The sequence below is a fragment of the Nocardioides coralli genome, assembly GCF_019880385.1.
Taxonomy (GTDB): domain Bacteria; phylum Actinomycetota; class Actinomycetes; order Propionibacteriales; family Nocardioidaceae; genus Nocardioides; species Nocardioides coralli.
On the sequence record NZ_CP082273.1, the window covers coordinates 1,476,786 to 1,501,578 of the forward strand.

At 71.8% G+C, this 24,793-nt stretch carries 23 protein-coding genes; 10 read left to right on the plus strand and 13 right to left on the minus strand.

Annotation, left to right across the window (positions count from 1 at the left end):
* The 3 genes from K6T13_RS07195 to K6T13_RS07205 are packed head-to-tail and all read left to right on the plus strand — an operon-like array spanning position 1 to position 1,999.
* Positions 1-855: a PPK2 family polyphosphate kinase gene (locus K6T13_RS07195; protein WP_222897816.1), complete on the plus strand. Its 855-nt coding sequence runs from the start codon at positions 1-3 to the stop codon at positions 853-855.
* Positions 852-1,616 carry a HipA family kinase gene (locus K6T13_RS07200; protein ID WP_222897817.1) on the plus strand — a complete coding sequence of 255 codons (765 nt, stop codon included), beginning with the start codon at positions 852-854 and terminating at the stop codon, positions 1,614-1,616. The genes K6T13_RS07195 and K6T13_RS07200 overlap by 4 nt, the downstream gene beginning before the upstream one ends.
* Positions 1,613-1,999 (plus strand): DUF3037 domain-containing protein, encoded by a 387-nt coding sequence (locus K6T13_RS07205; RefSeq protein WP_222897818.1) that lies wholly within the window; start codon positions 1,613-1,615, stop codon positions 1,997-1,999. Before K6T13_RS07200 ends, K6T13_RS07205 begins: the two co-directional genes overlap by 4 nt.
* Positions 2,000-2,020: 21 nt before the next feature.
* Here K6T13_RS07205 and K6T13_RS07210 read toward each other — a convergent pair whose 3' ends face one another.
* The 6 genes from K6T13_RS07210 to K6T13_RS07235 form a co-directional block, all read right to left on the minus strand.
* On the minus strand, positions 2,021-2,722 hold the full coding sequence (locus K6T13_RS07210) for an MOSC domain-containing protein (protein WP_222897819.1): 702 nt from the start codon (positions 2,720-2,722) through the stop codon (positions 2,021-2,023).
* Positions 2,719-3,159 carry a hypothetical protein gene (locus K6T13_RS07215; protein ID WP_222897820.1) on the minus strand — a complete coding sequence of 147 codons (441 nt, stop codon included), beginning with the start codon at positions 3,157-3,159 and terminating at the stop codon, positions 2,719-2,721. Before K6T13_RS07215 ends, K6T13_RS07210 begins: the two co-directional genes overlap by 4 nt.
* A gap of 78 nt (positions 3,160-3,237) precedes the next feature.
* Positions 3,238-3,981 carry a sirohydrochlorin chelatase gene (locus tag K6T13_RS07220; RefSeq protein ID WP_222897821.1) on the minus strand — a complete coding sequence of 248 codons (744 nt, stop codon included), beginning with the start codon at positions 3,979-3,981 and terminating at the stop codon, positions 3,238-3,240.
* Positions 3,982-4,005: 24 nt separating this feature from the next.
* Positions 4,006-4,749 (minus strand): phosphoadenylyl-sulfate reductase, encoded by a 744-nt coding sequence (locus K6T13_RS07225; protein WP_222897822.1) that lies wholly within the window; start codon positions 4,747-4,749, stop codon positions 4,006-4,008.
* On the minus strand, positions 4,746-4,913 hold the full coding sequence (locus tag K6T13_RS07230) for a hypothetical protein (RefSeq protein WP_222897823.1): 168 nt from the start codon (positions 4,911-4,913) through the stop codon (positions 4,746-4,748). The genes K6T13_RS07225 and K6T13_RS07230 overlap by 4 nt, the downstream gene beginning before the upstream one ends.
* Positions 4,910-6,640 (minus strand): nitrite/sulfite reductase, encoded by a 1,731-nt coding sequence (locus tag K6T13_RS07235; protein ID WP_222897824.1) that lies wholly within the window; start codon positions 6,638-6,640, stop codon positions 4,910-4,912. The genes K6T13_RS07230 and K6T13_RS07235 overlap by 4 nt, the downstream gene beginning before the upstream one ends.
* Before the next feature lie 308 nt (positions 6,641-6,948).
* On the opposite strand from K6T13_RS07235, the gene K6T13_RS07240 reads away from it, so the two are divergent.
* Complete coding sequence (locus K6T13_RS07240) at positions 6,949-8,385, plus strand: glycine hydroxymethyltransferase (RefSeq protein WP_222897825.1); 1,437 nt, start codon at positions 6,949-6,951, stop codon at positions 8,383-8,385.
* Between the two features lie 203 nt (positions 8,386-8,588).
* Here K6T13_RS07240 and K6T13_RS07245 read toward each other — a convergent pair whose 3' ends face one another.
* Entirely contained in the window at positions 8,589-10,232 is a 1,644-nt protein-coding gene (locus tag K6T13_RS07245) for an acyl-CoA dehydrogenase family protein (protein ID WP_222897826.1), read from the minus strand.
* A gap of 17 nt (positions 10,233-10,249) precedes the next feature.
* On the opposite strand from K6T13_RS07245, the gene K6T13_RS07250 reads away from it, so the two are divergent.
* The 4 genes from K6T13_RS07250 (at position 10,250) to K6T13_RS07265 (ending at position 15,653) form a co-directional block, all read left to right on the plus strand.
* On the plus strand, positions 10,250-11,164 hold the full coding sequence (locus tag K6T13_RS07250) for a YihY/virulence factor BrkB family protein (protein ID WP_222897827.1): 915 nt from the start codon (positions 10,250-10,252) through the stop codon (positions 11,162-11,164).
* Between the two features lie 114 nt (positions 11,165-11,278).
* A complete protein-coding gene (locus K6T13_RS07255) occupies positions 11,279-12,274 on the plus strand; it encodes a potassium channel family protein (RefSeq protein ID WP_222898190.1) in 996 nt (331 codons plus the stop codon).
* A 132-nt stretch (positions 12,275-12,406) separates the two neighbouring features.
* Positions 12,407-13,273 (plus strand): hypothetical protein, encoded by an 867-nt coding sequence (locus tag K6T13_RS07260; protein ID WP_222897828.1) that lies wholly within the window; start codon positions 12,407-12,409, stop codon positions 13,271-13,273.
* Positions 13,274-13,334: 61 nt separating this feature from the next.
* On the plus strand, positions 13,335-15,653 hold the full coding sequence (locus tag K6T13_RS07265; RefSeq protein WP_222897829.1) for a zinc metalloprotease: 2,319 nt from the start codon (positions 13,335-13,337) through the stop codon (positions 15,651-15,653).
* On the opposite strand, the gene K6T13_RS07270 is transcribed toward K6T13_RS07265, so the two are convergent.
* Positions 15,650-16,543: a helix-turn-helix transcriptional regulator gene (locus K6T13_RS07270; RefSeq protein WP_222897830.1), complete on the minus strand. Its 894-nt coding sequence runs from the start codon at positions 16,541-16,543 to the stop codon at positions 15,650-15,652. The two genes, K6T13_RS07265 and K6T13_RS07270, sit on opposite strands and share 4 nt — an antisense overlap.
* Positions 16,544-16,639: 96 nt before the next feature.
* On the opposite strand from K6T13_RS07270, the gene K6T13_RS07275 reads away from it, so the two are divergent.
* Complete coding sequence (locus K6T13_RS07275; protein WP_249423983.1) at positions 16,640-17,533, plus strand: phytanoyl-CoA dioxygenase family protein; 894 nt, start codon at positions 16,640-16,642, stop codon at positions 17,531-17,533.
* A gap of 14 nt (positions 17,534-17,547) precedes the next feature.
* On the opposite strand, the gene K6T13_RS07280 is transcribed toward K6T13_RS07275, so the two are convergent.
* From K6T13_RS07280 to K6T13_RS07300, 5 genes are read right to left on the minus strand one after another with little or no spacing between them, the layout of a single operon-like run.
* Positions 17,548-17,859 (minus strand): DUF202 domain-containing protein, encoded by a 312-nt coding sequence (locus tag K6T13_RS07280; protein WP_222897832.1) that lies wholly within the window; start codon positions 17,857-17,859, stop codon positions 17,548-17,550.
* 6 nt (positions 17,860-17,865) lie between these two features.
* Positions 17,866-18,225: a YidH family protein gene (locus K6T13_RS07285; RefSeq protein WP_222897833.1), complete on the minus strand. Its 360-nt coding sequence runs from the start codon at positions 18,223-18,225 to the stop codon at positions 17,866-17,868.
* A complete protein-coding gene (locus K6T13_RS07290) occupies positions 18,225-20,690 on the minus strand; it encodes a beta-glucosidase (RefSeq protein ID WP_249423984.1) in 2,466 nt (821 codons plus the stop codon). The genes K6T13_RS07285 and K6T13_RS07290 overlap by 1 nt, the downstream gene beginning before the upstream one ends.
* Complete coding sequence (locus K6T13_RS07295; RefSeq protein ID WP_222897834.1) at positions 20,687-21,409, minus strand: GntR family transcriptional regulator; 723 nt, start codon at positions 21,407-21,409, stop codon at positions 20,687-20,689. Before K6T13_RS07295 ends, K6T13_RS07290 begins: the two co-directional genes overlap by 4 nt.
* On the minus strand, positions 21,406-23,082 hold the full coding sequence (locus K6T13_RS07300) for a sulfatase family protein (protein ID WP_222897835.1): 1,677 nt from the start codon (positions 23,080-23,082) through the stop codon (positions 21,406-21,408). Before K6T13_RS07300 ends, K6T13_RS07295 begins: the two co-directional genes overlap by 4 nt.
* Before the next feature lie 106 nt (positions 23,083-23,188).
* On the opposite strand from K6T13_RS07300, the gene K6T13_RS07305 reads away from it, so the two are divergent.
* Complete coding sequence (locus tag K6T13_RS07305; protein WP_222897836.1) at positions 23,189-24,739, plus strand: ABC transporter substrate-binding protein; 1,551 nt, start codon at positions 23,189-23,191, stop codon at positions 24,737-24,739.
* Positions 24,740-24,793 lie beyond the last annotated feature (54 nt).

A 24,793-nucleotide genomic window follows, 5' to 3' on the forward strand; every position in this document is an offset into this window, starting at 1 on the left:
ATGACGGACGTCCGCATCCTCGACGCGACCCGCGTGCCCCACGGCCCGGTCGACCTCGGCGCGATCGCCACCGACACCACCCCCGGTTTCGACGGCGACAAGGACGAGGGCAAGGCCGCCCTCGCCGAGCTCGGTGAGGAGCTCTCCGAGCTCCAGGAGCGGCTGTGGGCCGAGGGCACCGCCGGTTCGGACCGGCGGGTGCTGCTGGTCCTGCAGGGGATGGACACCTCCGGCAAGGGCGGGGTGCTCCGCCACACCGTGGGGTTGATCGACCCGCAGGGCGTGCGGATCAAGGCCTTCAAGGCGCCGACGGACGAGGAGCTCGAGCACGACTTCCTGTGGCGGATCCGCCGCGAGCTCCCGCCGCCGGGCTACGTGGGGGTCTTCGACCGCTCCCACTACGAGGACGTGCTGATCGGCCGGGTGCGCGAGCTGGCCTCGCCGGAGGAGATCGAACGGCGCTACGACGCGATCAACGACTTCGAGCAGGAGGTCACGGCCGCCGGCACGACGATCCTCAAGTGCATGCTGCACGTGAGCCCCGAGGAGCAGAAGTCGCGGCTGCTGCGGCGGTTGGAGCGTCCCGACAAGCACTGGAAGTACAACCCCGGCGACATCGACGAGCGGGGCCGCTGGTCGGCCTACCGGGAGGCCTACGAGATCGCGCTGGAGCGGACCAACACCGCCGTCGCCCCGTGGCACGTCATCCCCGCCGACCGCAAGTGGTACCGCAACCTCGCGGTCGGGCACCTGCTGCTCGACACGCTGCGGCTCCTCGCCCCGCAGTGGCCGACGGCCGACTTCGACGTGGCCGAGGAGCACCGCCGGCTCGCCGAGGAGGACCCCGTCGCGTGATCGCCACGGTCGAGGTCACTCGTTACGTCACACCGCTGCGGGAGGGCGGCTCGCTGCCCGGGATCGTCGAGGGTGACGACCTCGGCACCTACGTCTGCAAGTTCCGCGGCGCCGGGCAGGGCGTGCGCGTGCTGGTGGCCGAGGTGGTCGTGGCCGAGCTCGCCCGCCGGCTCGGACTCGACACCCCGCGCACCGTCTGCCTCCAGCTCGACCCCGAGATCGCGCGCTACGAGGCCGACGAGGAGGTCCAGGACCTGCTCAAGGCCAGCGCCGGGCCCAACCTGGGGGTCGACTTCCTGCCGGGAGCCTTCGGTTTCGACGGCGAGGCCTCGCTGGATTCGGCCGTCGCCGCGCGCGTCCTGTGGCTCGACGCGTTCTGCGCCAACGTGGACCGCAGCTGGCGCAACCCCAACCTGCTGGTGTGGCACGGCGACCTGTGGCTGATCGACCACGGCGCCTCGCTCTACTTCCACCACGCCTGGCCGGGCGGGATCGGTGACCCGGCCCGCTTCGCGACCCAGCCGTGGGACCCCACCGACCACATCCTCCACCGCCACCTGGCCGAGCTCCCGGCCATCGACGGCGACCTGCGCACACGGCTCGACGACGACGCGCTGGTCGCAGCGCTCGACCAGGTGCCCGACGTCTGGCTCGAGCCGGTGCCGGGCGCCGACTCCCCGGCGGAGCTGCGGTCGGCGTACGTCGCCTTCCTCCGGGCGCGTCGGGAGAGCCGTGCCTGGCTCCCGGAGGCCATGTCGTGACGCCCGGCCGGCTGCCCTACCAGTACGTCGTGCTCCGGTGCGTCCCGCGACCGGACCGCGAGGAGTTCGTCAACGTCGGGGTGGTGGTGTTCTGCGAGGCGACCGGCTACCTCGAGGTGGCCTGCCACGTGGACGAGGCCCGGCTGCGGTCCCTCGACCCGCGCGTGGATCTCGAGCAGGTGCGCGCCGGGCTGGAGTTCGCCGCCGGGGTCTCCGCCGGCGACCCGGCCGTCGGCGACGCCGCCCGGGCACCCCTGGGCCAACGGTTCGGCTTCCTCAAGGCCCCGCGGAGCACGGTGATCCAGCCCGGACCGGTCCACGGCGGCATCACGGCGGACCCCGCCCGCCAGCTGGAGCACCTGCTGGAGCGCCTCGTCGGCTGACGGGTCAAGGTCGGCGCCCCCTCACCCCCGGGTCACGGTGTCGCGGAGCCGGATGACGCCGGGGTCGACGACGTCGGCGTAGACGGCCAGCCGCAGGTCACGCTCCGCGCCGAGCCGCTTCAACCACCGCTCACCCTCGGCCAGGCCGTCCTGGGCGACGTCGATGGTCCGGCAGCGCTCGACGCGTTGCACCACCCGCAGGGTGACGCCCCCGACCCTGAGGGACTCACCGAGCCACGACTCCTCCTCGAACGGCTCGGCGGTCTCGACCAGCAGGTTGACGCGGAGCCGCCGGGGGTCGGCGTCCACGCCCCAGCGGTCTGCGCACCAGCGGAGCGATGCCGTGCCCACCAGGGAGACAGCACCGTCGTCGTGGTGGGGCACCGCTGCCTCCGCCACGACGGAGACCGGCGTACCGCACGCCCGGCCCAGCTCCTGGTCGAGGGCGGGGTCGCCGACCTGCCAGGACGCGGTGCCGTGCGAGACCTCCACCGCACCGTCGTCCCGCGTCGTGGCGCGGTAGCCGGCCACCGCATCGCGGCGCCGGAACCGCCGGGTGTCCTTGAGCGAGGCGAACCGGCCCTCACCGTCGGCCACGGCGAGGGCACGGTCGCCGACGAGTCCCCGGCCGTCGAGGGCCGCACGCGGCAGTGACTCGCCGACCATGGCCTTCACCGGGTAGCGCCGGATGCCGACCACCGTCCGGCTGCTCGTGGCGGTCACGCAGCGGGGTTGCGCCAGGCGGCGAGGTCGCGGCGCATCGTCGCCAGCACGGGGTGGGTCCCGGCCACGTCGGGGTTGATGGTCGGCAGGATCTCGGCCTGGACGTCGATCGCACGCAGCGCAAGCTCGCAATCGGCCTCGGGGATGCGACCGGTGAGCCGCAGCAGCACGAACGCGGCGGACGTGACGAGCACCGCCGTGTCCATCCCGTCGACACCCTCCATCGGGCCCGCGACGGTCGCGACCTCGTCGGGGTCGCATCCCAGGATCGTGGCCACCGTGCTGGACGCGCCCAGCTCCTCACGTCGCCCGGACCACTCCCACAACAGGTCCGAGCCCTCGTCGCTGCCGAACGGCGCGAGGTCCTCGCCCGCGTCGTCGTAGAGCGGGTCGGTGAAGTGGCGGGCGAAGTCCTCGTGCGGTGTCTTGTCGGACACGGTGTCCTCCCGAGACCTGGTGGGCGGAGCACCCAGTGTGCCCGAGCCGACCGCCGTCGCCGGCGACACGCGCCGGCGTCAGACCGGGACCAGCTCCACCGCACCCACGGCGTACCGCGCCAGCACGGACCGTGCCAGCTCCGGGTGGGCGCCCAGCGGGTCGGAGACCGCCACCGCCCCCGCCTCCAGCGCGAGCTCCCGTGCGCGGTCGGGCAGGAACCCCGGGGCCAGGAACAGCGACGCCACCGCGATGTGGCGGCGTCCCTCGGCGCGGAACGCGCGCACGGCCTCCCCGGTGCTCGGCGGCGAGGCCGAGGCGAAGGCCGCGGTCACGGGGAGCCTGTGGTGGGTGCCCCAGAGCCGGGCCAGTCGTGCGACCGACTGGTTGGCGACCGCGTCGGAGGAGCCGGCGCCGGCGAGGACGAGCGCATCGAGCTCCCGGACGCGCGCAGCCTTCAGCGCCTCGCGCATCCGCTGGTCGAGGATCTCCAGGAACTGCGCCTCGAGGCCGAGGATCCTCGAGGTGGTGATCTTCAGCCCCGGGTGCCGTGCGGTCGCCTCGGCCACCGCGCGGGGGACGTCGACCTTCGCGTGGTAGGCCTGTGTGAGCAGCAGCGGGACGACGACGATCTCCTCGTGGCCCTTCCGGACCAGGCGGTCCACGACCGTCTGGAATCCGGGACGCGAGAGCTCGAGGAACGCCTTCTCGACCGTCAGGTCGGGTCGCAGCTTCGTGACCTCGTCGACCAGCGCGCCGATCGTCGCCGCCGACCGGGGGTCGCGGCTTCCGTGGGCGAGTGCCACCAGTGCCGGAGCAGCCATGGTTACTTCCTTCCCATCGGGACCTCAGTGGATCCCGCACTCGGTCTTGGAGGTACCCGCCCAGCGACCGCTGCGCGGATCGTCGCCCGGCGCCACCCTGCGGGTGCAGGGCCAGCAACCGATCGACGGGTACCCGTCGTAGACCAATGGATTGACCAGGACGCCGTTGTCCGCGATGTAACGCTCCACCTGGTCGTCGCTCCAGCGCGCCAGGGGAGACACCTTCACCTTCTGCTTGCGGGCGTCCCAGCCGACCACCGGCGCGATGACCCGGTCGCGGGTCTCGGCGCGGCGGAGGCCGGTCGCCCAGGCGTCGTACGACGCGAGGGCCGCGTTGAGCGGCGCGACCTTGCGCAGCTCGCAGCACAGGTCGGGGTCGGTCCGGTAGAGGTCGGCGCCGTGGGTGACGTCCTGCTCGGCCACGGTCTGCCCGGGCTCGGCGGTCACGACGGTGACCGGCAGGGTGCCGGCGACGGCGTCGCGCGTGCCGAGGGTCTCCGCGAAGTGGTAGCCGGTGTCGAGGAAGACCACGTCGATGCCGGGCGCGACCTGCGCGGCGAGGTGGGCCAGCACCGCGTCGCCCATCGAGGAGGTGATGCAGAAGCGCTCGCCGAAGGTGGCGACCGCCCACTCGATGATCACCTCGGCCGGCGCGAGCTCGAGCTCGGCGCCGACGTGGGAGACCAGCTCGCGCAGCTGCTCGGGGGAGCGGCCGTCGGTGTGGGTTCCCCGGTTGGCGTGCGCCAGCCGGGTGGTGGCCGCGGTCACGACGACGTCCCCGGCGACCCGGTCGGCCTGGCCAGGCCGAGCATCTTCAGGCTGAAGGCCCGCAGGCACGCGCGGCACTCCCACGCCCCGTGACCCTCCTCGGAGGGCCACAGGTCGCCGTCGCCGCAGTAGGGGCAGTGGAACGGGACGCTGCGCTCGCTCACGACACGACCTCCAGTGCCCGCTCGCCTCGCAGCAGCTCCTCGTCGGCTCGCTGCACCCACGCCACGAAGGGCTCGTCGCCCTCCCGGTCGGCGAGGAAGTTGCGCACCACGGTGGTGATGTAGTCGTCGAGGCCGGCGCTGGTCACCTTGTGGGCGCGCAGCTTGCGACCGAAGTTGGCCTGCAGCCCCGTGGCGCCGCCGAGGTGGACCTGGAACCCCTCCACCTGCTGCCCCTCGTGCATCACCAGCTGGCCCTTGAGCCCGATGTCGGCGACCTGGGTGCGCGCGCACGCGTTGGGGCAGCCGTTGACGTTGACCGTGATGCCACCCGGCAGCACCTCGGCGAGGTCGGGGAACCGCCGCTCCAGCTCGCCGACCAGGTCGCGGGCGCGGTCCTTGGTGTCGACGATGGCCAGCTTGCAGAACTCGATCCCGGTGCAGGCCATCGTGTTGCGGCGCCAGCCCGAGGGCCGCGCCGACAGGCCGATCGCGTCCAGCCGGTCGAGCAGGCCGTCGAGGGTCTCGCGCTCGACGCCGACCAGCACGACCTTCTGGTACGGCGTGAGCCGGGCGCCGGCCACCCCGAACTCCTCCATCGTGTCGGCGAGCGCCTCCAGCAGGGTGCCGGAGACCCGGCCCACGGTCGGGGCGACGCCGACGTACAGCTTGCCGTCGTGCTGCTCGTGCACGCCGATGTGGTCACGGTGGCCCGTGGGGGAGGGTGGGGACGGGTTCCGCAGCAGCGGGCGGCCGAGGTACTCGTTCTCGAGGACCTCGAGGAACTTGTCCGCGCCCCAGTCGGCGACGAGGAACTTCAGCCGGGCCCGCGACCGCAGGCGGCGGTAGCCGTAGTCGCGGAAGATCGCAGCCACGCCCTCCCAGGCGTCGGGCACCTCGTCCAGCGGGATCCACACCCCCAGCTTCTGCGCGAGCATCGGGTTGGTGGAGAGCCCCCCGCCGACCCAGAGGTCGAACCCGGGGCCGAGGTCCGGGTGGACGGTGCCGACGAAGGCGACGTCGTTGGTCTCGGGGGAGACGTCGTGGCTGGGGTGGCCGGTGAGCGCGGTCTTGAACTTGCGCGGCAGGTTCGAGTACGCCGGGTTGCCGAGCACCCGGCGCTTGATCTCCTCCAGCGCCGGGGTGCCGTCGATGATCTCGTCGGCAGCGACCCCCGCGACGGGTGAGCCGAGGAACGGGCGGGGGGAGTCGCCGCACGCCTCGAGGGTGCTGAGGCCGACGGCGGCCAGCCGCTGCCAGATCTCGGGCACGTCCTCGATGCGGATCCAGTGGTACTGGATGTTCTCCCGGTCCGTGACGTCGGCGGTGTCGCTGGCGAACTGCCGCCCGATGGTGCCGAGGGTCCGGACCGTCGCCGGCGGCAGCAGGGCGCCGTCGGACCGGACCCGCATCATGAAGTACTCGTCGTCGAGCTCCTCCTCCTCGAGCCTGGCGGTCTTGCCGCCGTCGAAGCCGGGCGCACGCTGGGTGTAGAGCCCCAGCCAGCGGAACCGGCCGCGCAGGTCGGCGGGGTCGATGGAGGCGAAGCCGCGCTTGGCGTAGACGTGGACGATGCGGTCCTGCACGTGGAGCGGGTCGTCGTCCTTCTTCGTCTGCTCGTTCTTGTTCAGCGGCTCGGTGTAGCCCAGGGCCCACTGGCCCTCGCCGCGCCGGGGGCGCGGGATGTCGGTCCGGGAAGCGGGTGCCGCGGAGAAGCGGAGGTCAGGCATGGGAAGGGTGGTCCTTCTGCTGAGGCCGCGCGCATCGTCGAGCGCGGTGGGATGTTCGGGGGCGGCGGTTCAGCGAGGCCAACACATCATGCTGCGGGTGCGCCCGAGGTCCACGTGGCGTCGGGCCACGAGGTGCGCATGGGTCGCAGCAGTGATCATGGCGAGAAGTCTCAGGAGTCGGACGGGGTTGCCACAACCAGCGGTTCCGTATGGCGAGACGACGGTCCGTAGAATGAGACTGAGCCGTCGCGGCACGCGGAGGAAAACCCCTCGGGTGCGTTCGGGGTCACACCACTAGGCTGGCCGGCATGACCGACGCCGCCATCAGCACCGCCTACTCGCAGATCCTCGACGTGATCGGCTCGGTGGAGCCGCGGATCGCCGCGGCGACCCGCCAGGAGCTGGAGGACCAGCGCGCCTCGCTCAAGCTGATCGCGAGCGAGAACTACGCCTCCCCGACGGTGCTGCTCACCATGGGCACCTGGCTCAGCGACAAGTACGCCGAGGGCACCGTCGGCCACCGCTTCTACGCCGGCTGCCAGAACGTCGACACGGTCGAGAGCGTCGCGGCCGAGCACGCCCGCGAGCTGTTCGGGGCGCCCTACGCCTACGTGCAGCCCCACTCGGGGATCGACGCCAACCTCGTGGCCTACTGGTCGATCCTGGCCCACCGGGTCGAGTCGCCGGGGCTGGAGAAGCTGGGAGCCAAGAACGTCAACGAGCTCTCCGACGCCGACTGGGAGTCGCTGCGCCAGGAGCTCGGCAACCAGCGGCTGCTCGGCATGAGCCTCGACGCGGGTGGCCACCTTACCCACGGCTTCCGGCCCAACATCAGCGGCAAGATGTTCCACCAGCAGCAGTACGGCACCGACCCGGAGACCGGGCTCCTCGACTACGACGCCCTCGCGGCCAGGGCACGCGAGTTCCGGCCGCTGATCCTCGTGGCCGGCTACTCGGCGTACCCCCGGCGCGTGAACTTCGCCAAGGTCCGCGAGATCGCCGACGAGGTCGGCGCCACGCTCATGGTCGACATGGCCCACTTCTCCGGGCTGGTCGCGGGCAAGGTGTTCACGGGCGACGAGGACCCGGTGCCGCACGCCCACGTCGTCACCTCCACCACCCACAAGTCGCTCCGCGGGCCCCGTGGCGGGTTCGTCCTCGCGCAGGAGGAGTTCGCCGGTGACGTCGACCGCGGCTGCCCGATGGTGCTCGGGGGCCCGCTGTCCCACGTGATGGCGGCCAAGGCGGTGGCGTTCGCCGAGGCTCGCACCCCGTCGTTCCAGGACTACGCGCAGTCCATCGCCGACAACGCCAAGTCGCTGGCCGAGGGCTTCCTGTCCCGGGACGCGACGCTGGTGACCGGCGGTACGGACAACCACCTGGTGCTGCTGGACGTCTCCTCCTTCGGGCTCACCGGCCGGCAGGCCGAGTCGGCACTCCTCGAGGCCGGCGTCGTCACCAACCGCAACTCCGTGCCGGCCGACCCGAACGGCGCCTGGTACACCTCCGGCATCCGGCTCGGTACGCCGGCGCTGACGACCCGGGGCTTCGGGCACGCCGAGTTCGACCGGGTGGCGGAGCTGATCGTCGAGGTGCTGTCCAACACCCAGCCCGGCACCACCAAGGCCGGCGGTCCGTCGAAGGCGTCCTACGTGCTCGCCGACGGTGTCGCACAGCGCGTCAAGGACGGCTCTGCCGAGCTGCTCGAGAAGCACCCGCTCTACCCCGGGCTCGAGCTGGCCTGAGCCATCCCGCTACGCGCCACAGCGGGCGTGGGAAACCGCCGCTCGCGGCGTAGAATTTGACCTAGCCCGGCAGCTGTCGGCTGGGCGCTCGCATGTCCCCGCGGGCACCCGTCCCTCAGTCGGCGGCACCCCTGTCGGGTCGCGCCCTCCCGGCGGCGTCCTCCACTGCCCACGGTGTCGAGGATGCGCCGGGAGTGTGCGCCTCACGCGGTCGGCGTCGCCCGCTCCACCAGCGCCGCCAGGTCACCGGCGGCCAGTGCCCCGTAGGTGCCGTCGTGACCACCGAGGCGTGAGCCGCAGAAGGCGTCGGCGACCTCGGTCGGCGCGTGCCGCACCAGCAGCGAGCCCTGCAGGCACGCCGCCATCCGGCCGGCCAGCCGCCGCGCCGACGCCTCGAGCCCGGCCGCGTCACCGAGCAGGGCGAGCGTGTCGTCCACGGCCCGGTCCAGCCGCCGGTCGCCACCGCGGGCGTGGCCGACCTCGGTCACCCAGGCCGCGAGGACCTCCGGCTCCCGGGTCAGGGCGCGGAGCACGTCGAGCGCGTTGACGTTGCCCGACCCCTCCCACACCGAGTTGAGCGGGGCCTCGCGGTAGAGCAGCGGCATCCCCGACTCCTCGACGTAGCCGTTGCCGCCCAGGCACTCCAGCGCCTCGGCCACCATGCCGGGGGTCCGCTTGCACACCCAGTACTTGGCGAGCGGCAGCCCGATGCGCCGCAGCGCGGCCTCGTGCGGGTCGTCGGCTCGGTCGACGGCTGCTGCGAGCCGCACCGCGACCACGGTCGCCGCCTCGGCCTCGACGGCCAGGTCGGCCAGCACGTTCTGCATCAGCGGCTTCTCGGCGAGCAGCGAGCCGAAGGCCGACCGGTGCGATGCGTGCCAGGCCGCCTCGTTGAGCGCCCGGCGCATCAGCGAGGTGGAGCCGAGGACGCAGTCGAGGCGGGTCGCGGCCACCATCTCGATGATGGTGCGGACCCCGCGGCCCTCGTCGCCGAGCCGGACCCCGAGGGTTCCGTCGAGCTCGAGCTCGCTGGAGGCGTTCGAGCGGTTGCCCAGCTTGTCCTTGAGGCGGACGACGTCGAGCCGGTTGCGGCTGCCGTCGGGCAGCACCCGCGGGACCACGAAGCAGGTGAGACCACCCTCGGCCTGCGCCAGCACCAGGAAGACGTCGTTCATCGGGGCCGAGGTGAACCACTTGTGGCCGTGCAGCGTGTACTCGCCGTCGTTCCCGGTGGGCACGGCACGGGTGAGGTTGGCTCGCACGTCGGAGCCGCCCTGCTTCTCGGTCATCCCCATGCCCGCGAGGGCGCCGCGCTTCTCGGTCGTCGGCCGCAGTCCCGGGTCGTAGCTGGTGGAGGCCAGCAGCGGCGTCCACTCCTTGGCGAGCGCGTCGTCGGCGCGGAGCGCCGGCACGGCGGCGTACGTCATGGAGACGGGGCAGCCGTGGCCGGGCTCGGTGTGCGACCACGCCATGAAGCCGGCTGCCCGACGCACGTGTGCGTACGGCGAGTCCGACTCCCACGGCGCAGCGGCGAGACCGTGGCCGATCGCCCGCTCCAGCAGCCAGTGCCACGACGGGTGGAACTCCACCTCGTCGATCCGGTTGCCGTAGCGGTCGTAGGGGAGCAGCCGGGGCGGGTGCTGGTTGGCCAGCATCCCGTGCTCGCGCGCCTCGGCCGAGCCGGCCAGCTCACCGATCCCGGTGAGGTCGTCGACCACCTCCGGCGCGGCGTGCCGGAGGACCGCCTCCACCAGTGCGGGATCGGAGGTGACCACGTTGTGGCCCACCAGCGGCGGCGCCTGGTTCGTGCTGGCGCGCAGGTCACCTGCCGGATTCCGGGGTGTCATGTCAGTACCGTAGGCGCATGCGGGAGGTCCTGTGGCGACTGGTCGTCACGACGGTCGGATCCTGCATCAAGTACCGCGTCAGCGGGCTCGCGGCCGAGGCGGCCTTCTTCGCCATCCTCTCGGTCCCGCCGCTGATCTTCGCGCTGGCCGGCGCGATCGGCTACGTCTCCGACCAGTTCGCCCCGGCCGACGTCGCCCAGGTCAAGCAGGCGGTCATCGACTTCTCGGCCCAGGGACTCACCGACACCGCCGTACGCCGGGTCATCGAGCCGACCATCAACGACGTCCTCGACGGCGGCCGGTTCGACGTGATCTCGGTGGGGTTCATCCTGTCGCTGTGGTCGGGCTCGCGGGCGCTCAACGTCTTCGTGGACACCATCACGATCATGCACGGGCTCGGCGGGCACCGGGGGATCGTGAAGACCCGGGCCATGTCGTTCTTCCTCTACATCCTGGCCATCGTGACCGGCGTCTTCACGCTGCCCCTCGTCGTCGCCGGACCATCGCTCGTCGGTGACGTGATCCCGGACCGACTGGCCTTCGTCATGACCTTCTACTGGCCGGCCGTGATCGTGCTGTCCATCTGCTTCCTGGCGACGCTCTACCACGTGTCGGTCCCGGTCCGGACCAAGTGGAGCTTCAACCTGCCCGGCGCCACCTTCGCGCTGGTGGCGTGGATCATCGGGTCCTTCCTGCTGCGCTGGGTGCTGACGGTCACCGCCGCCGACTCCCGCTCGATCTTCGGCCCGCTGGCGGCGCCGATCGCGGTCCTGCTGTGGCTCTACCTGCTGTCGGTGGCGGTACTGATCGGGGCGGCCGTCAACGCTGCCTTCGACTCGGTGTTCCCGCAGAGCTCCACGGCCAGTGCCCGTCTGGAGCTCGTGCAACGCCTGCGGGAGCGGATGACGCCCGGCGCGCGGGTGAGCGACTAGATTCGCCCCGTGGCCGACGATCTGCTCGACAAGGGCGACGCCAACGCCTTCGGCAACGTGTCGCTGCCGGAGCGGATCCGGTCTCCCTGGTGGGAGCTCGGGCGCCGGGTGCTCATGGCCGTCTCGATCCTCGTCGGCACGGTCCTGCTGGTCTACTTCGACCGCCACGGCTACGTCGACAACAACGACCCCACGCGTCAGGTCTCCTTCGTCGACGCGATCTACTACACGACGGTCACGCTCAGCACCACCGGCTACGGCGACATCGCACCGGTGTCGGTCGAGGCCAGGCTCGTCAACGCATTCATCATCACGCCGGCCCGCATCGCGTTCCTGGTGCTGCTGATCGGCACCACCCTCGAGGTGCTCGCCTCGCAGGGCCGCGAGATGCTCCGTGTCGCCCGCTGGAGGAAGAAGATGGGGAACCACGTCGTCGTCGTCGGCTACGGCACCAAGGGCCGCAGCGCCGTCGAGACGCTCGTCAGCAACGGGCAGGACAAGGAGCAGATCGTCGTCGTCGACACCGGCTCCATCGCCCTCGAGGACGCGCACGCCGACGGGCTGGCCGTCGTGACCGGCGACGCGACTCGGCGCGACGTGCTCCGCCGGGCCGGTGTCGCCCGGGCGGACCAGGTCATCATCACCACCGACCGCGACGACTCCAACGTGCTGGCGACGCTCACGGTGCGGCAGCTGAACCCCGACGCTTGGATCGTCTCCTCCGTCCGCGAGCACGAGAACGCGCCCCTGATGAAGCAGTCGGGCGCCGACTCGGTCATCACCTCCTCCGACGCGGTGGGCCGGCTGCTCGGGCTCTCCTCGCTCTCGCCCACGCTGGGCTCGGTCATGGAGGACCTGCTCACCTACGGGGAGGGGCTCGAGGTCGCCGAGCGCGAGCTCCTGGTCTCCGAGGTCGGCCAGCCGCCGCAGACGCTGCCCGACCAGGTGATCGCCGTCGTGCGCGACGAGAAGGTCTACCGCTACTTCGACCCGGTGGTCACCCAGCTCTCCCGCGGCGACCGGCTCATCGTCGTCCGGCCCGCCAGGGAGCTGCCGTGGGCACCTCGCCCCGGCACCCACGACGAGGACTTCGCGGCCGACGACGCCTGAGCCCGCTAAGACGCTCCGGAGCGAGACCCCGCCTGGCGCGGCCTCACCCTTAGGGGTGGGTTTGGGGGGTGCGGGGTCGGGCATATCAGGTGAGGCGGGTCCCTCCGCCGCGTTCCCGACCAGGAGGTCTCCATGAACGAGCAGGACGGTCTGACACCCGAGGAGCTCGAGGCAGAGGGCGCGACCGCGCTGCCCGACAAGGAGGTCGTGTCGATCCTTGACCTCAACGCCGACCTCGACCTCGCCATCGACGCCGCGGCGCCGATCGACCTGGCGGTGGCGGCCAACGCCAACGTCGCCGCGCCGATCAACGCAGCCGCCTCGGCCAACGTGCTCTCGGCCGACTCCACGGCCCAGGCGCTGGGCGACCAGGGCGCCATGGTGTCGCAGAACATCGTCGGCGACGCCTCCGCGGCCGCCGACCAGGACAGCAACCTCGACCAGAGCAACGACACCGTGGGTGGCGAGCAGCCCGCGACGGCGGCTGCCCCGGCTGCAGCCTCGGCGGCACCCCCGGTCGGCGGTGAGCCGACGGTCGAGCCCGGGCCCGACGGCGGCACCGGTGGCGCCGTGGGCGACGCGGTCGGTGGCGCGACCGGCGGTGCCGGTGGTGCTGTCGGCGATGCGGTCGGTGGCGCGACCGGCGGTGCCGGAGGAGCGGTCGGCGACGCCGTGGGCGGTGCGGCGGGCGACGCCGGTGGGGCTGTGGGCGACGCCGTGGGTGGCGCTGCCGGCAACATCGACACCGGTGCCCTCGACGGCAACCTGCTCAACGTCAACGTCGACCTGGCCGCCGACGCCGACATCGCGGCGCCGATCAACGGTGCGGTGGGCGCCAACGCCAACGTCGCCGCTCCCATCAACGCCGGCGTTGCCGCCAACATCGGCTCGATCGGCAGCGACGCGGTGGCCGTGGCACAGCAGGACGCCATCATCGAGCAGAACATCGAGGGTGACGCGACCGCCGAGGCCAACCAGCAGTCCGACATCCAGCAGTAGTCGGGAGCGGTAGATCACCGTGACCGACACCCAGGACCGCCCCGTGCCGGGCGATCCAGCCATGCCCGCTGCCACCACCACCGGTGACGGCGTGCTGCAGCGCGCCGAGGGCATCCAGCTCATCGGGGAGATGGCGGGGTCCGGCTACCGGACCCCGCCATGGCTGGCGCGCCGCTCGGACGGCCAGACCGTCCAGCTCACCCCGCTGCTCTACGCCGTGCTGTCCGCGGTCGACGGGCGGCGGGACGCCACGGAGATCGCCGCGGCCGTCTCCGAGGCCACCGGGCGTCGCGTGAGCGCCGACAACGTGCGCACCCTGGTGGACGAGCAGCTGCGGCCCCTGGGGCTCCTGACCCGCCCCGACGGCACCCAGCCCGAGCTGAAGCGGTCGAACCCGCTGCTCGGCCTCCGACTGCGCTGCGCGGTCACCGACCCCGACCGCACCCGTCGGCTCACCGCGCCCTTCGCCCGGCTGTTCCACCCACTGGTGGCCCTGCCACTGCTCGCGGCCTTCGCGGTGGTCGTCTGGTGGGTCCTCTTCGAACGGGGCCTGGCCGGCGCGGCGTACGACGCCTTCCAGCGGCCGGGCCTGCTGATGCTCGTCTTCGCCGTCACCATCCTCTCGGCCGGGTTCCACGAGTTCGGCCACGCGGCGGCCGCCCGCTACGGCGGTGCCACCCCCGGTGTCATGGGGGCCGGGTTCTACCTGGTGTGGCCGGCCTTCTACACCGACGTCACCGACTCCTACCGTCTTGGCCGCGGCGGCCGAGTGCGCACCGACCTCGGCGGCCTCTACTTCAACGCGATCGTGGCGGTGGCCATCACCGGGGTGTGGTGGGCCACCGGGTTCGACGCGCTGCTGCTCATCGTCGCGACACAGCTGCTGCAGATGGTCCAGCAGCTCACGCCGATCGTGCGCTTCGACGGCTATCACGTGCTGGCCGACGTCACCGGCGTCCCCGACCTGTTCTCCCGGATCAAGCCGACGCTGCTGGGTGCCCTCCCGTGGCGGTGGGGTGACCCGGAGGCCCGGTTGCTCAAGCCCTGGGCACGCATCGTGGTCACGACGTGGGTGTTGCTGGTGGTGCCCCTGCTGCTGCTGGCGCTGACCGGGATCGTGCTCACCCTTCCCCGGATCCTCGGCACCGCCTGGGCCCGGCTGGGGGAGGAGCAGGACCTGCTCGCCCAGGCCGCCGATGCCGGCGACCTGCTCCAGCTCTCGGCGCGCGTGCTGACGATGGTGGCCATCACGCTGCCCGTGGCCGCGGTCGTCTACATGCTGGCCCGGTTGGGGCGACAGATCTCACTCGCGACCTGGCGCGCCACCGCGGAGCGCCCGCTGCGGCGTACCGTCGCGGTGATCACGGCCCTGGCGCTGCTGGCGCTGCTGGTGTGGGCGTGGTGGCCACGGACCGACACCTACCGCCCCATCGAGCCCGGCGAGCGGGGCACCATCACCGACCTCGTCCAGCCCGTCTCCGCGCTGGCACGGCCGGCACCCGGCGCCTGGCAGTCCGGTGAGCGCGGCAACGTCCAGGCGGTGTGGGACACCCGCCAGGACCTCCCGACCGAGGCGGAGCCCCAGCTCGCGGTGGTCCTGCAGCCGCGGGATCCGGACGGAACCTCATCGACCGACGGATCGGGTGGTTCCGGCGTCTCGCCGGACGCGTGGATCTTCCCCTTCGACCAGCCACTCGCACCCGAGCCGGGAGACAACCAGGCCCTGGCGGTGGCGACCGAGGACGGCACCGTCGAGTACGACGTCGCCCTCGCCCTGGTGTGGGTCGAGGACGGCGACGCCGCCCTCAACGCCAACGAGGCCTACGCGTTCGCCAGCTGCGAGACGTGCGCCTCGGTCGCGGTCGCCTTCCAGGTGGTGCTGGTGCTCGACGACTCCGACGTCATCGCACCCCAGAACATCGCGGCCGCCGTCAACTACGACTGCGTCAACTGCCTGACCTACGCGCTGGCCCAGCAGCTGATCGTCACCCTCGACGGTCCGCTGTCGGAGGAGGCGATGCAGCAGCTCGACGACGTCTGGGCCCAGATCGCTCAGTTCGGACAGGACATCACCTCGATCCCGTTGGACGAGGTGGCGGCGCAGCTCGACGAGTTCGAGCAGCAGATCCTCGACATCATCGAGGCCGACCAGCCGGGGACCGTGCCCTCCGAGGGGGAGTCGAGCACCGGTGGCAGCAGCCCTTCGCAGGAGCCGTCGGCCGAGCCGTCCGAGAGTGGGACGACCTCCTCGGAGCCGTCGGGCGAGCCCTCGGGGTCGAGCAGCACCCGCAGCTCTCCGAGCCCGTCCGCGTCGACGAGCCCGTCGCGGTCCCCCGAGCCCTCTGGGAGCCCCACGAGCTCGCCCTCGTCGTCCGGCTAGGGCTCGCGGTCGCCCACCAACATCCCCCAGAGGCCGATGAGACCCCTGTCGGCCAAGGGCGCCAGGGTGCCGTCGTCACCGTCCTCGCGCCGTCGGAAGCGGCCGGGAGGCGAGAGGTAGACCGACGCGAACCGCTTCGAGAAGTGATACGGGTCCGCGAACCCGTGGAGTCGCGCGATCTCGGCGATGGAGAGGTTGCTGCGCTGGAGCGCCATGGCGGCACGGCCCAGCCGGACCAGCTCGAGTGCTGAGACCGGCCCACATCCGAACGTCTGGCTGAACGATCGTGAGAAGTGTCCGGACGAGGTGCTGGCCGCGTGGGCCAGCTCAGCGACGCTGACAGCTCGAACCCCCTCGGCCTCCCACACGCTGCGGACATGGCGGAGGGCCGGGACGACGACCGGGGAGACACGCACCGGTGACAGGGCGCGGGGGAGGGGGCCGGAGACGAAGAGGTCGAGCACCAGCTCGACGATCTGATCGCTCCGGGTCCGCTGCGCAGCGCCGATCGAGGCAAGGTCGAGGAGGTACCGGCACAGCGCCTCCAACGGGGCGTGGCCAGCGAATGGCCGCGTCAGCGGCCACGTCTCGGGATCAGCGGCGGTCGCGTGGTCGACCTCGAAGTGCACGAAGGCGTGAGCGGATGGTCGCAGGTCGTCCCAGCGGTAGACGTCCACCATTCCCGGACGGGCGAGTGCCAGCGAGCCCGGTCGCAGGTCGAGCTCTCGAGCCCCGCCGTGGGAGTCGGTCACGGTCCACCGGGCCGACCCCCGCAGGACCCACACGAGCTCGAAGTCCCGCAACGGCCGAGGGCCGTAGCTGGAACCCGGCGGGTAGTGAGCCACCTGGGCCAACCCTCGTGGGCGCACGCCCCAGTCGAGAGATGTCATGATCAGACAATACGGCGACGTGGAACGACATTGTTCCATTCCCGTATCGGCTGGAGACTCAGGAGTCCAGGTGTCATGAACAGACAAGGAGCTTCCGTGACCACGCCCAGTCTCACGCGCCGGCCGGTCCTGCACCACGAGGTCACCGACGAGCTGATCGCCCAGATCCGCGAGGACGGCTACGGGGTGCTGCTCGACGCCATCTCGCCCGCGGAGGTGTCCTCCCTCCGGGAGGAGGCGGTGCGGCTCTGCAGCGGAGAGCTCGCCGAGATCGCCGGAGGCCCTGCCCCACGACCTGGGGAGTCGGCCGACGAGCTCATGCGGCGCTTCCTGTGCATCCACTATCCCCACAAGGTGTCGGACGTGGCCCTCCGTGCCCTCATGGCCCCCCGGGTCGTGGACGTGCTCACCCGGGTCATCGGACCCAACGTCAAGGCGATGCAGTCGATGCTCTTCATCAAGTCCGAGGGCAAGCCCGGACAACCGTGGCACCAGGACGAGTACTTCATCCCCACGCGCGACAGATCCCTCACGGCGGCCTGGATCGCGCTCGACGACGCGACCGTGGAGAACGGGTGCCTCTGGGTCCTCCCCGGCTCTCACCGTCGGGGGATCCTCTACCCCGACCGGGAGCAGGACGACGATCGGTTCGACTGCTCCATCGAGGCCTACGACTTCCCTTACCGAGATGAGGATGCCGTGCCCGTGGAGGTGCCCGCGGGAGCGGCCGTCATCTTCAACGGCTACCTGCTCCACCGGTCACTGGAGAACTCCGGGAAGCACGGCTACCGGCGTGCCCTGGCCAACCACTACATGAGCGCCGAGTCGTTGCTCCCGTGGCGGGACCTTCCGGAAGGCGTCCACGTCGGCAAGCACGACTTCCGTGACGTCGTGCTCGTAGCCGGCGAGGACCCCTATGCCTACAAGGGAACCCCGGACCTCTCGCGTCCACTCTCCCGCCCGGACAAGAACGGCGGCTGCGACCGCTGATCAGCAGGGCCGGCTCACCACGGGTCGGCCAGGCCGAGCAGCTCCAGGCAGGCGACGGCGACGACCGCTACGGTCAGCGCGAGCGCGGAGCGGCCGCCTCGGAGCGGGCTGTCCGTGCCGGGAGCGTTCCGCTGCCGGTACCGCGCCCGTCCGTGCCAGAAGACCCAGCAGCACGCCGTCACGCCCGCGGCCGAGACGATGACAGCGGCAGGTCCCAGCCGGTCGTAGGTCAACCGGGCCGTGACCGCGGCCGCCACCAACAGCGCCAGCGCGGTGCGCTGCCACGCCAGGGCGGTGCGTTCGTTCTGCAGCCCGTTGTGCGGCACTGCTCGTCACGCCATCAGGACGAGGACCACGGCACTCGCGAGCACGATCCCGACGGCGAGCACGGGAGCGAAGTCCTGCGCCGGGAGCGGCTCCGCGCGCCTGATGGCGCGTTCGGCCCGTGCCCACCTGACCCAGGCGCTGACCGCAGCAAGAAGCCCGAGCACGACGAGGAAGGCAGCCAGCGCGTCCTCGACGACACCGGGGAACGACACCTCCACAGCGTCGAGGGCTACACCGGCGGCCACCAGCGCCAGCGACGTGCGGATCCAGGCCAGGAAGGTCCGCTCGTTCGCGAAGCTGAAGCGGTAGTCGGGTTCCGCGCCGGTCCCGTAGACCGAGGTCGGCCAGCGTCGAGGCCCGGGCATCAGGTGGCCTCCATCCGGTCGATCGCGACGTTCGCTCGCAGCGGCAGGTCGGCGACCGACGTGCCCACCAGCACAGTGAACACGCCGGGCTCGACGACCCAGGCTCCCGACGCCCAGTGCCGGAACGCCTGCCGGGGCAGCGGCACGGTGACGCGCCGCTCCTCACCTGGGGCGAGGCGGACGACGGCGTGGTGGGCGAACCAGCGCGTCGGTCTCTCGACGCCGCTCTCCGGCCGTGAGAGATAGACCTGGACCACCTGCTTGCCGAACCGGCTTCCGTTGTTGTGCACGGTCACGGAGACCTGGCCGTCGCCAGCATCGTCAGGCGCATGCACCGCGAGGTCGTCCAGGCGCCAGGTCGTGTAGCCGAGCCCGTGCCCGAAGGGGTACGCCGGCTCGCGGCCGCAATGGAGCCACGCCCGGTGGCCGACGTGGATCTCCTCGGAGTACTCCAACCGGCCGTCGATCGGTGTGACGTCGACGACGGGTGGGGTCTCCTCGTCGGGCCAGGTCATGGGCAGTCGACCGCCGGGTTCCTGCTCGCCGAGCAGCACGTCGGCCAACGCGTTCCCCATCTCCTGCCCGCCGAACCAGGACACCAGGATGGCGTCGACCTCGTCCCGCCACGGCAGCAGCACGGGGGCGCCGGCGTTGACGACGACCACGGTCGGCGTGCCCGTGGCGGCCACGGCGCGGACCAGCTCGTCTTGACGACCGGGCAGCTGCAACGTGGTGCGGTCGAACCCCTCGGACTCCACGTCCGGGCTGGTGCCGACGACCACCACCGCGACGTCCGCCGCGGCAGCCGAGGCGACGGCCGTCTCCAGCTGGACCTGGCCCGACGCGGTGTCCGGCGCGACGCCGACCCGGATGGAGAGCAACCCCGCGGCCCCCAGCGAGTCCGCGGTGATCTCCAGCCGCGCGACGACCCGGTGCGGTGAGCCGGCCACGACCGCGAGCCGTCCGGTCAGCGACGGCGGAGCCAGCGGGCTCGCCCCCAGCCGGCGGGTCGACAGGGTGCCGGTGCCCGCCGCGATGCACCTGTCGTCCACGTGCAGGGTGCCCGGCCCGATGGCCGCGAAGCCGGTGTCGACCGTCCCGGTCTCCGACGGCGTCCAGGTGAAGGCGACCTCGAGGACAGCCGTCTCCCGCACCGGTGCGTCACCGCCGAACCAGACGAGGTCGGTGGTCCGTCGCACCTCGCGGTGCAACAGCCGACCGTCGGCACCGAGGAAGCTGACCCGGACGCCGTGCTCCACGCCGTCCGGGGTCGTCAGCTCCGACAGAGGGAGCGCGGCCACCCCCTCCTGCACCACCGCGCCCACGGCATGGTCCACCTCCGTGTCGGTGAGGGCGGCCCGCAGACCCATGAGCGGGTCGACCACGCGGTCGGGCAGGACCGTTGCCGAACCGCCGCCCTGCGCGCGGGCCTGGGTCGCGTTGTGCCCGATGACCGCGACCCGACGCAGTGTCTCGCGTGCCAGCGGCAGGACACCTTGGTTGCGCAGCATGACCGTGCCCTCGGTCGCGACACGTCGGGCGAGCTCCCGCTTGTCAGCGGGATCGAGGCGAGGTGGCCGCTGCTCCGGGGCGCCAGCCAGGGCCCCGACTCTCGCCGCGAGGAGCAGCAGCCGCCGCACCTTGTCGTCCACCACGCTCTCCGCGATCTCGCCCCGTCGGACCGCCTCGACCAGGGCGTCACCCCACGGACCGTCGGGGCCAGGCATGACCAGGTCCTGGGCGGTGGCGGCGGACGCCAGCGTCCGGACCCCCATCCAGTCACTGACGACGACACCGTCGAAGCCCCACTCGTCCTTCAGGGGGTGCCTCAGCAGCGGGTTCTCCGACATGGTCACGCCGTTCACGGCGTTGTAGGCCGACATGACGCACCAGGCGCGCGCGGAGACGACCGGAGCCACGAATGCCTGCAGGTAGAGCTCGCGCAGGGCCCGGTCGCTGACCTCGGTGCTGGCGGTGAACCGATCGGTCTCGTAGTCGTTGGCGACGTAGTGCTTGACGCAGGCGGCGACGCCCGCTTCCTGGAGGCCCGTGACGAGGGCGGCCCCGATCTCGCCCGTCAGCACCGGGTCCTCGCTGAACGCCTCGAAGTGGCGTCCGCCCAGGGGTGACCGCTGGAGGTTCACCGTGGGGGCGAGCACCACGTCGACCCCCTTGGCGCGCGCCTCGTCCGCCAGCACTCGGCCGTACTGCCACGCCAGAGCGGGGTCCCAGCTCGAGGACAGCGTGGTGGGGGAGGGCAGGTTCAGGGACGGACGGCGCTCGTCCCAGGCTTCGCCACGGACACCCACGGGACCGTCGGAGAAGACCATCGACCGCAAGCCGATCGAGGGCAGTGGCCGGGTCCGCCAGAGGTCCTGGCCGGTCAGCAGGGACACCTTCTCGGCGAGCGTCAGCGCGTCGAGCAGCTCCTCGTTGCCGCGGCCGGGGGAGAGCCCGGCCGTCACTCCGCCCCGCCCTGACGGGCCTGCAGAGCAGAGATGTCGTGGCGGACGCGCTGCACGTGGGACCGGGCGGCGTCCTCGGCCGCGGCAGCGTCCCGGGCCAGCACCGCGTCCAGGATGGCCTGGTGCTCCACGATCGCCTGTTGCGACCACACCACGGGGTTGCCGCCGAGGATGGCGATCGCGATCCGTCCCTGCACGCGCTCGAGATACCCGTGCAGCTCCGGGTTGTGCGACGCCTCCCGAAGCTGGGCGTGAAAGGCCATGTCCAGGCCGGCGTGGTGGGAGGCCTCGCCCCGCTCGAGGGCCTCGGCGTGGGCACGGTGGGCTGATGCGAGACGGTCGAGCTCCTCGTCGGTGGCGTGCTGGGCGGCCAACCGCGCCGCCAGTCCCTCGAGGACCTCGCGGATCTCGTAGAGAGGGACGAGCTCGTCGGGGTCCAGGACGGCGACCCCGGCGCCACGCCGCGGCTCCTCGGTGGCCAGGCCCTCCTGGACCAGTCGCTGAACGGCTTCGCGGACCGGGCTGCGGCTGACCTCGAGCTGCTGGGCCAGCACCGGGACGCTCAGGCGGCTCCCGGGCGCCAGCTGGCCGCCGATGATGGCCTGCCGGAGCGTGTCGTGGACGCTGTCGGCCACCCTCCGTTGCTGGGGCAGGGCGGGGAGCGCCAGCGGGCTGTCGGCGTGCGGCACCGCATCGGGGGTGAGTTGCGCGTCGGTCATCGCTCTGCTCCCTTCGGGGGCTCCCAGAGCACCTCGTCGCTCGCCTCGAACCCTAGTCGCCACGCAGCCACGGACACGGGAACCGCCGGCGGCCGGAACGGCCCGGTGTAGAGGTGCCAGCGGCGTCCGTCGTCCTCGGGACTGCCGATGAGGACCTCCACCTCGGTGCGCTCGAGTGGCGTCCCCGGCTGGTCCGTGGTCCACCCGATGGACGCACCCGGGGTCTCGCACGTGACCGTGAGCTCCCCGTCCGACTCGAGGACCACCGGTGTGGCCGTGGTCTGCGGCACGCCTCCCGGACGCCACTGCTCCAGCAGCGCAGCCTCCGGGATCGGCCAGGGATCGGCGTACCTCGACTGCCACTGGTCCAACAGCTCCCGGAGCCGTTCCAGGTCCGCGGCGTGGGCGGGATCGTCCACGAGGTTGTGCAGCTCGTGGGGATCGGCCTCGAGGTCGTAGAGCTCCTCGGCCGAGCGGCCGGCCAGGTACGTGGACCGCTGCTCGTCGGTCAGGTTGACAGCTGGTTCGCCGCGAGCGATCGCCTTGGCGTCCTCGAACGCGAGGCGGCGCAGCTCTCGCCAGGTGGCGAACCGTTCGGGGTACTCGCTGTGCTGCATCGGCGATCGGTCGGGGTGGGCATGTCGCACGTAGCGGTAGCGCCGGTCGCGAACCGTGAGCGAGGAATCGTCCTGCTCGTCGATCCTGGCCCGCGCGCCGTACACCGCCTCGTTGGGTTCGAGATGGCGACCCTCGGCGTCGAGGAAGGCGCGGGCGTGCATGGACGGGGGGACAGGGATGCCGCAGACGGCGAGCATGGTCGCGGCGAGATCCATCGTGTGCACGAGCTCCTCCCTGAGGGACGGGGACACCATGCCCGGCCAGCGGAGGATCAGCGGGACGCGCAGCCCCGCCTCGCGCAGCCACCGCTTGGCTCGTGGCATCCCCACACCGTGGTCGCTCCAGAACACCACGACGGTGTCGTCGGCCAGCCCGTCGTCCTCCAGCTGCTGCAGCAGGTCCCCGACCCAGTGGTCCATCTGGGTGACGAGATCGGCGTAGCGGGCCCAGGTCTCCCGGAAGGCCTCGGTGTCGGGGTAGTAGGGAGGGAGCGGGGCCGCGGCGGGGTCGTGCCGGAACTCCTCGGGCACGTCGGCGGTGGCGCCGGCGAACTCCTCGTCCGGCACGTAGAGCCGCGACTCGTGGGTGATGCTGCTGTGGAAGGAGGCGAAGAAGGGCGTGTCCGGGGTGGGTCGGTTGCGCCAGTGCGCCTCGTCGCCCCAGTCGTCGAAGGCAACTGGCGGCGTCTGGACCTGGAAGTCGGTGAAGGTGGTGCAGGTCGTGTAGTAGCCGGCCTCACGGAAGTACTCGGAGAGGAGCCGGACGTCAGGCGGGGGCACGGCCTTCGTGCGCATCGGGAGGGTGCCGACTGCGGAGGGGTGGCACCCGGTCATGATGGCGGCCCGGGAGGGGGCGCAGACGGGGGCGCTGCTGAAGGCGTGTGAGTAGACCGCACCCTGGGCGGCCAGGTCGTCGAGGTGGGGCGAGTCGGCGTACTCCGCCCCGGGCCAGACGCCGCGGTAGGCCCCGAGGTCCGGGTTGATGTCGTGGGTGGAGATCCACACCACGTTCGGTCGCTTCGCCGCCGGCGTGGCGGGGTCCGGTGGGATCCGCATGTCCCTATCGTAACGGAACATGTTGCATGTAATGTGCACAGCCCAGCGTCACGTCACCGGTCGCCCGACCGGCCTCGCGGACGTCTGATGGAGCTGGAGTCGAGGAATGGAGACACGGATGAAGGGGACGAGGACACGCCGCGCGGTGGCGATGGCCGTGGCCGTCGCGACGCTGACGGCGGCCGGGTGCACGTCGCAGGGCGGGGCGGCCGGTGACGGGGGAGGCGACGAGGGTGACGCGCTGGTGGTGGGCGCTCGCGTCGACAACAACTCCTTCGACCCGGCCGACCTCGAGATCGGCAACCGCGTGCAGTACTGGCAGCCGGTCTACGACACGCTGCTGCGCCTGAGCCCGGAGGCAGAGCCGGAGCCGAACCTGGCGACCGAGTGGTCCTACAACGAGGACCAGACCGTCCTCACCCTGCAGCTCCGCGACGACGTCACGTTCACCGACGGCGAGCCGTTCGACGGGGAGGCGGTGAAGGCGAACATCGAGCACATCAAGGCTGGCACGGGCCAGAACCAGTTCATGGTCGCCGGCATCGACGAGGTGGTCGTGAACTCGGAGACCGAGGTCGAGCTGCGACTCTCCGAGCCGGTGCCCGCGCTCCTCTCGTACCTGGCGTGGGTCGGTGGGGTGATGGCCTCGCCCGCCGCGCTCGACTCGGGCGACATCGCGCAGGAGCCGGTGGGTTCGGGCCCCTACGTCTTCGACGCCGAAGCCAGCACCCCTGCCACGAAGTACGTGTACACGCGCAACGAGGACTACTGGAACCCCGACCTCTACCCCTACGACTCGGTCGAGGTCCGGCCGATGAGCGACATCACGCCGACGGTCAACGCCCTGAAGACCGGGCAGATCGACGCTGCGCTGCTCACGCCGGCGGTCGCAGAGGAGGCAGAGTCTGCCGGCGTCACCGTCGACACCCTTGCTGTGGCCTGGGCGGGACTGATCATCGCTGACCGGGAGGGCAAGGTCGTGCCCGAGCTCGCCGACCCCCGGGTCCGACAGGCGATCAACCACGCCTTCGACCGCGAGGCCATGGTCGAGTTCATCCTCAGCGGCTACGGAGCGCCGACCTCGCAGGTCTTCTCCACCAGCAGCGAGGCCTACGACGCGGCGCTCGACGACGCGTACTCCTACGACCCGGACAAGGCCCGCCAGCTGCTCGAGGACGCCGGCGTCGGTGACTTCACGATCACGCTGCCTCAATGGGACGGCCCGTGGAACGACCTGTTCCCGATCATCAGCGACCAGCTGGGCAAGGTCGGGATCACCGTCAAGTACAAGCAGATCCCGCCGGACCAGGCCATCGCGGAAGTTCTCTCGGGCCGCTACCCGGTCGCGTTCTTCCCGCTGGCCTCCGCCAGTGCCTGGCAGGACCTGCAGACGTGGGTGACGCCCGAGGCTCCGTGGAACATGCTCGGTGCGCAGGATCCCGAACTGGACCGGCTCATCGAGGCCGCACAGATGGCTCCCGCGGAGGAGCAGCCGGAGGCCTTCCAGGAAGTGAACCGGTGGCTCGTCGAGCAGGCCTGGTTCGCACCGCTGTTCCGGCCCGACCAGGTCTTCGGCACCACGGAGGGGACCGCCACGACGATGCAGGCGCAGAACGCCGTACCGTCCCTCTGGTCGTTCCAGCCAGACCAGGGCTGAGCCGTCACGGGTGGGGGCGGCGCCCCCAGGGGGCGCCGCTCCTCCCACACCCAT

What these genes read in the sequence shown, in the direction of transcription:
- K6T13_RS07195 (WP_222897816.1), top strand. Translation starts at nt 1, where the DNA reads ATGACGGACGTCCGCATCCTCGACGCGACCCGCGTGCCCCACGGCCCG.
- K6T13_RS07220 (WP_222897821.1), bottom strand. Translation starts at nt 3,981, where the DNA reads ATGGCTGCTCCGGCACTGGTGGCACTCGCCCACGGAAGCCGCGACCCC.
- K6T13_RS07235 (WP_222897824.1), bottom strand. Translation starts at nt 6,640, where the DNA reads ATGCCTGACCTCCGCTTCTCCGCGGCACCCGCTTCCCGGACCGACATC.
- K6T13_RS07240 (WP_222897825.1), top strand. Translation starts at nt 6,949, where the DNA reads ATGACCGACGCCGCCATCAGCACCGCCTACTCGCAGATCCTCGACGTG.
- K6T13_RS07245 (WP_222897826.1), bottom strand. Translation starts at nt 10,232, where the DNA reads ATGACACCCCGGAATCCGGCAGGTGACCTGCGCGCCAGCACGAACCAG.
- K6T13_RS07250 (WP_222897827.1), top strand. Translation starts at nt 10,250, where the DNA reads ATGCGGGAGGTCCTGTGGCGACTGGTCGTCACGACGGTCGGATCCTGC.
- K6T13_RS07255 (WP_222898190.1), top strand. Translation starts at nt 11,279, where the DNA reads ATGGCCGTCTCGATCCTCGTCGGCACGGTCCTGCTGGTCTACTTCGAC.
- K6T13_RS07260 (WP_222897828.1), top strand. Translation starts at nt 12,407, where the DNA reads ATGAACGAGCAGGACGGTCTGACACCCGAGGAGCTCGAGGCAGAGGGC.
- K6T13_RS07265 (WP_222897829.1), top strand. Translation starts at nt 13,335, where the DNA reads ATGCCCGCTGCCACCACCACCGGTGACGGCGTGCTGCAGCGCGCCGAG.
- K6T13_RS07270 (WP_222897830.1), bottom strand. Translation starts at nt 16,543, where the DNA reads ATGACATCTCTCGACTGGGGCGTGCGCCCACGAGGGTTGGCCCAGGTG.
- K6T13_RS07285 (WP_222897833.1), bottom strand. Translation starts at nt 18,225, where the DNA reads ATGCCCGGGCCTCGACGCTGGCCGACCTCGGTCTACGGGACCGGCGCG.
- K6T13_RS07295 (WP_222897834.1), bottom strand. Translation starts at nt 21,409, where the DNA reads ATGACCGACGCGCAACTCACCCCCGATGCGGTGCCGCACGCCGACAGC.
- K6T13_RS07300 (WP_222897835.1), bottom strand. Translation starts at nt 23,082, where the DNA reads ATGCGGATCCCACCGGACCCCGCCACGCCGGCGGCGAAGCGACCGAAC.
- K6T13_RS07305 (WP_222897836.1), top strand. Translation starts at nt 23,189, where the DNA reads ATGGAGACACGGATGAAGGGGACGAGGACACGCCGCGCGGTGGCGATG.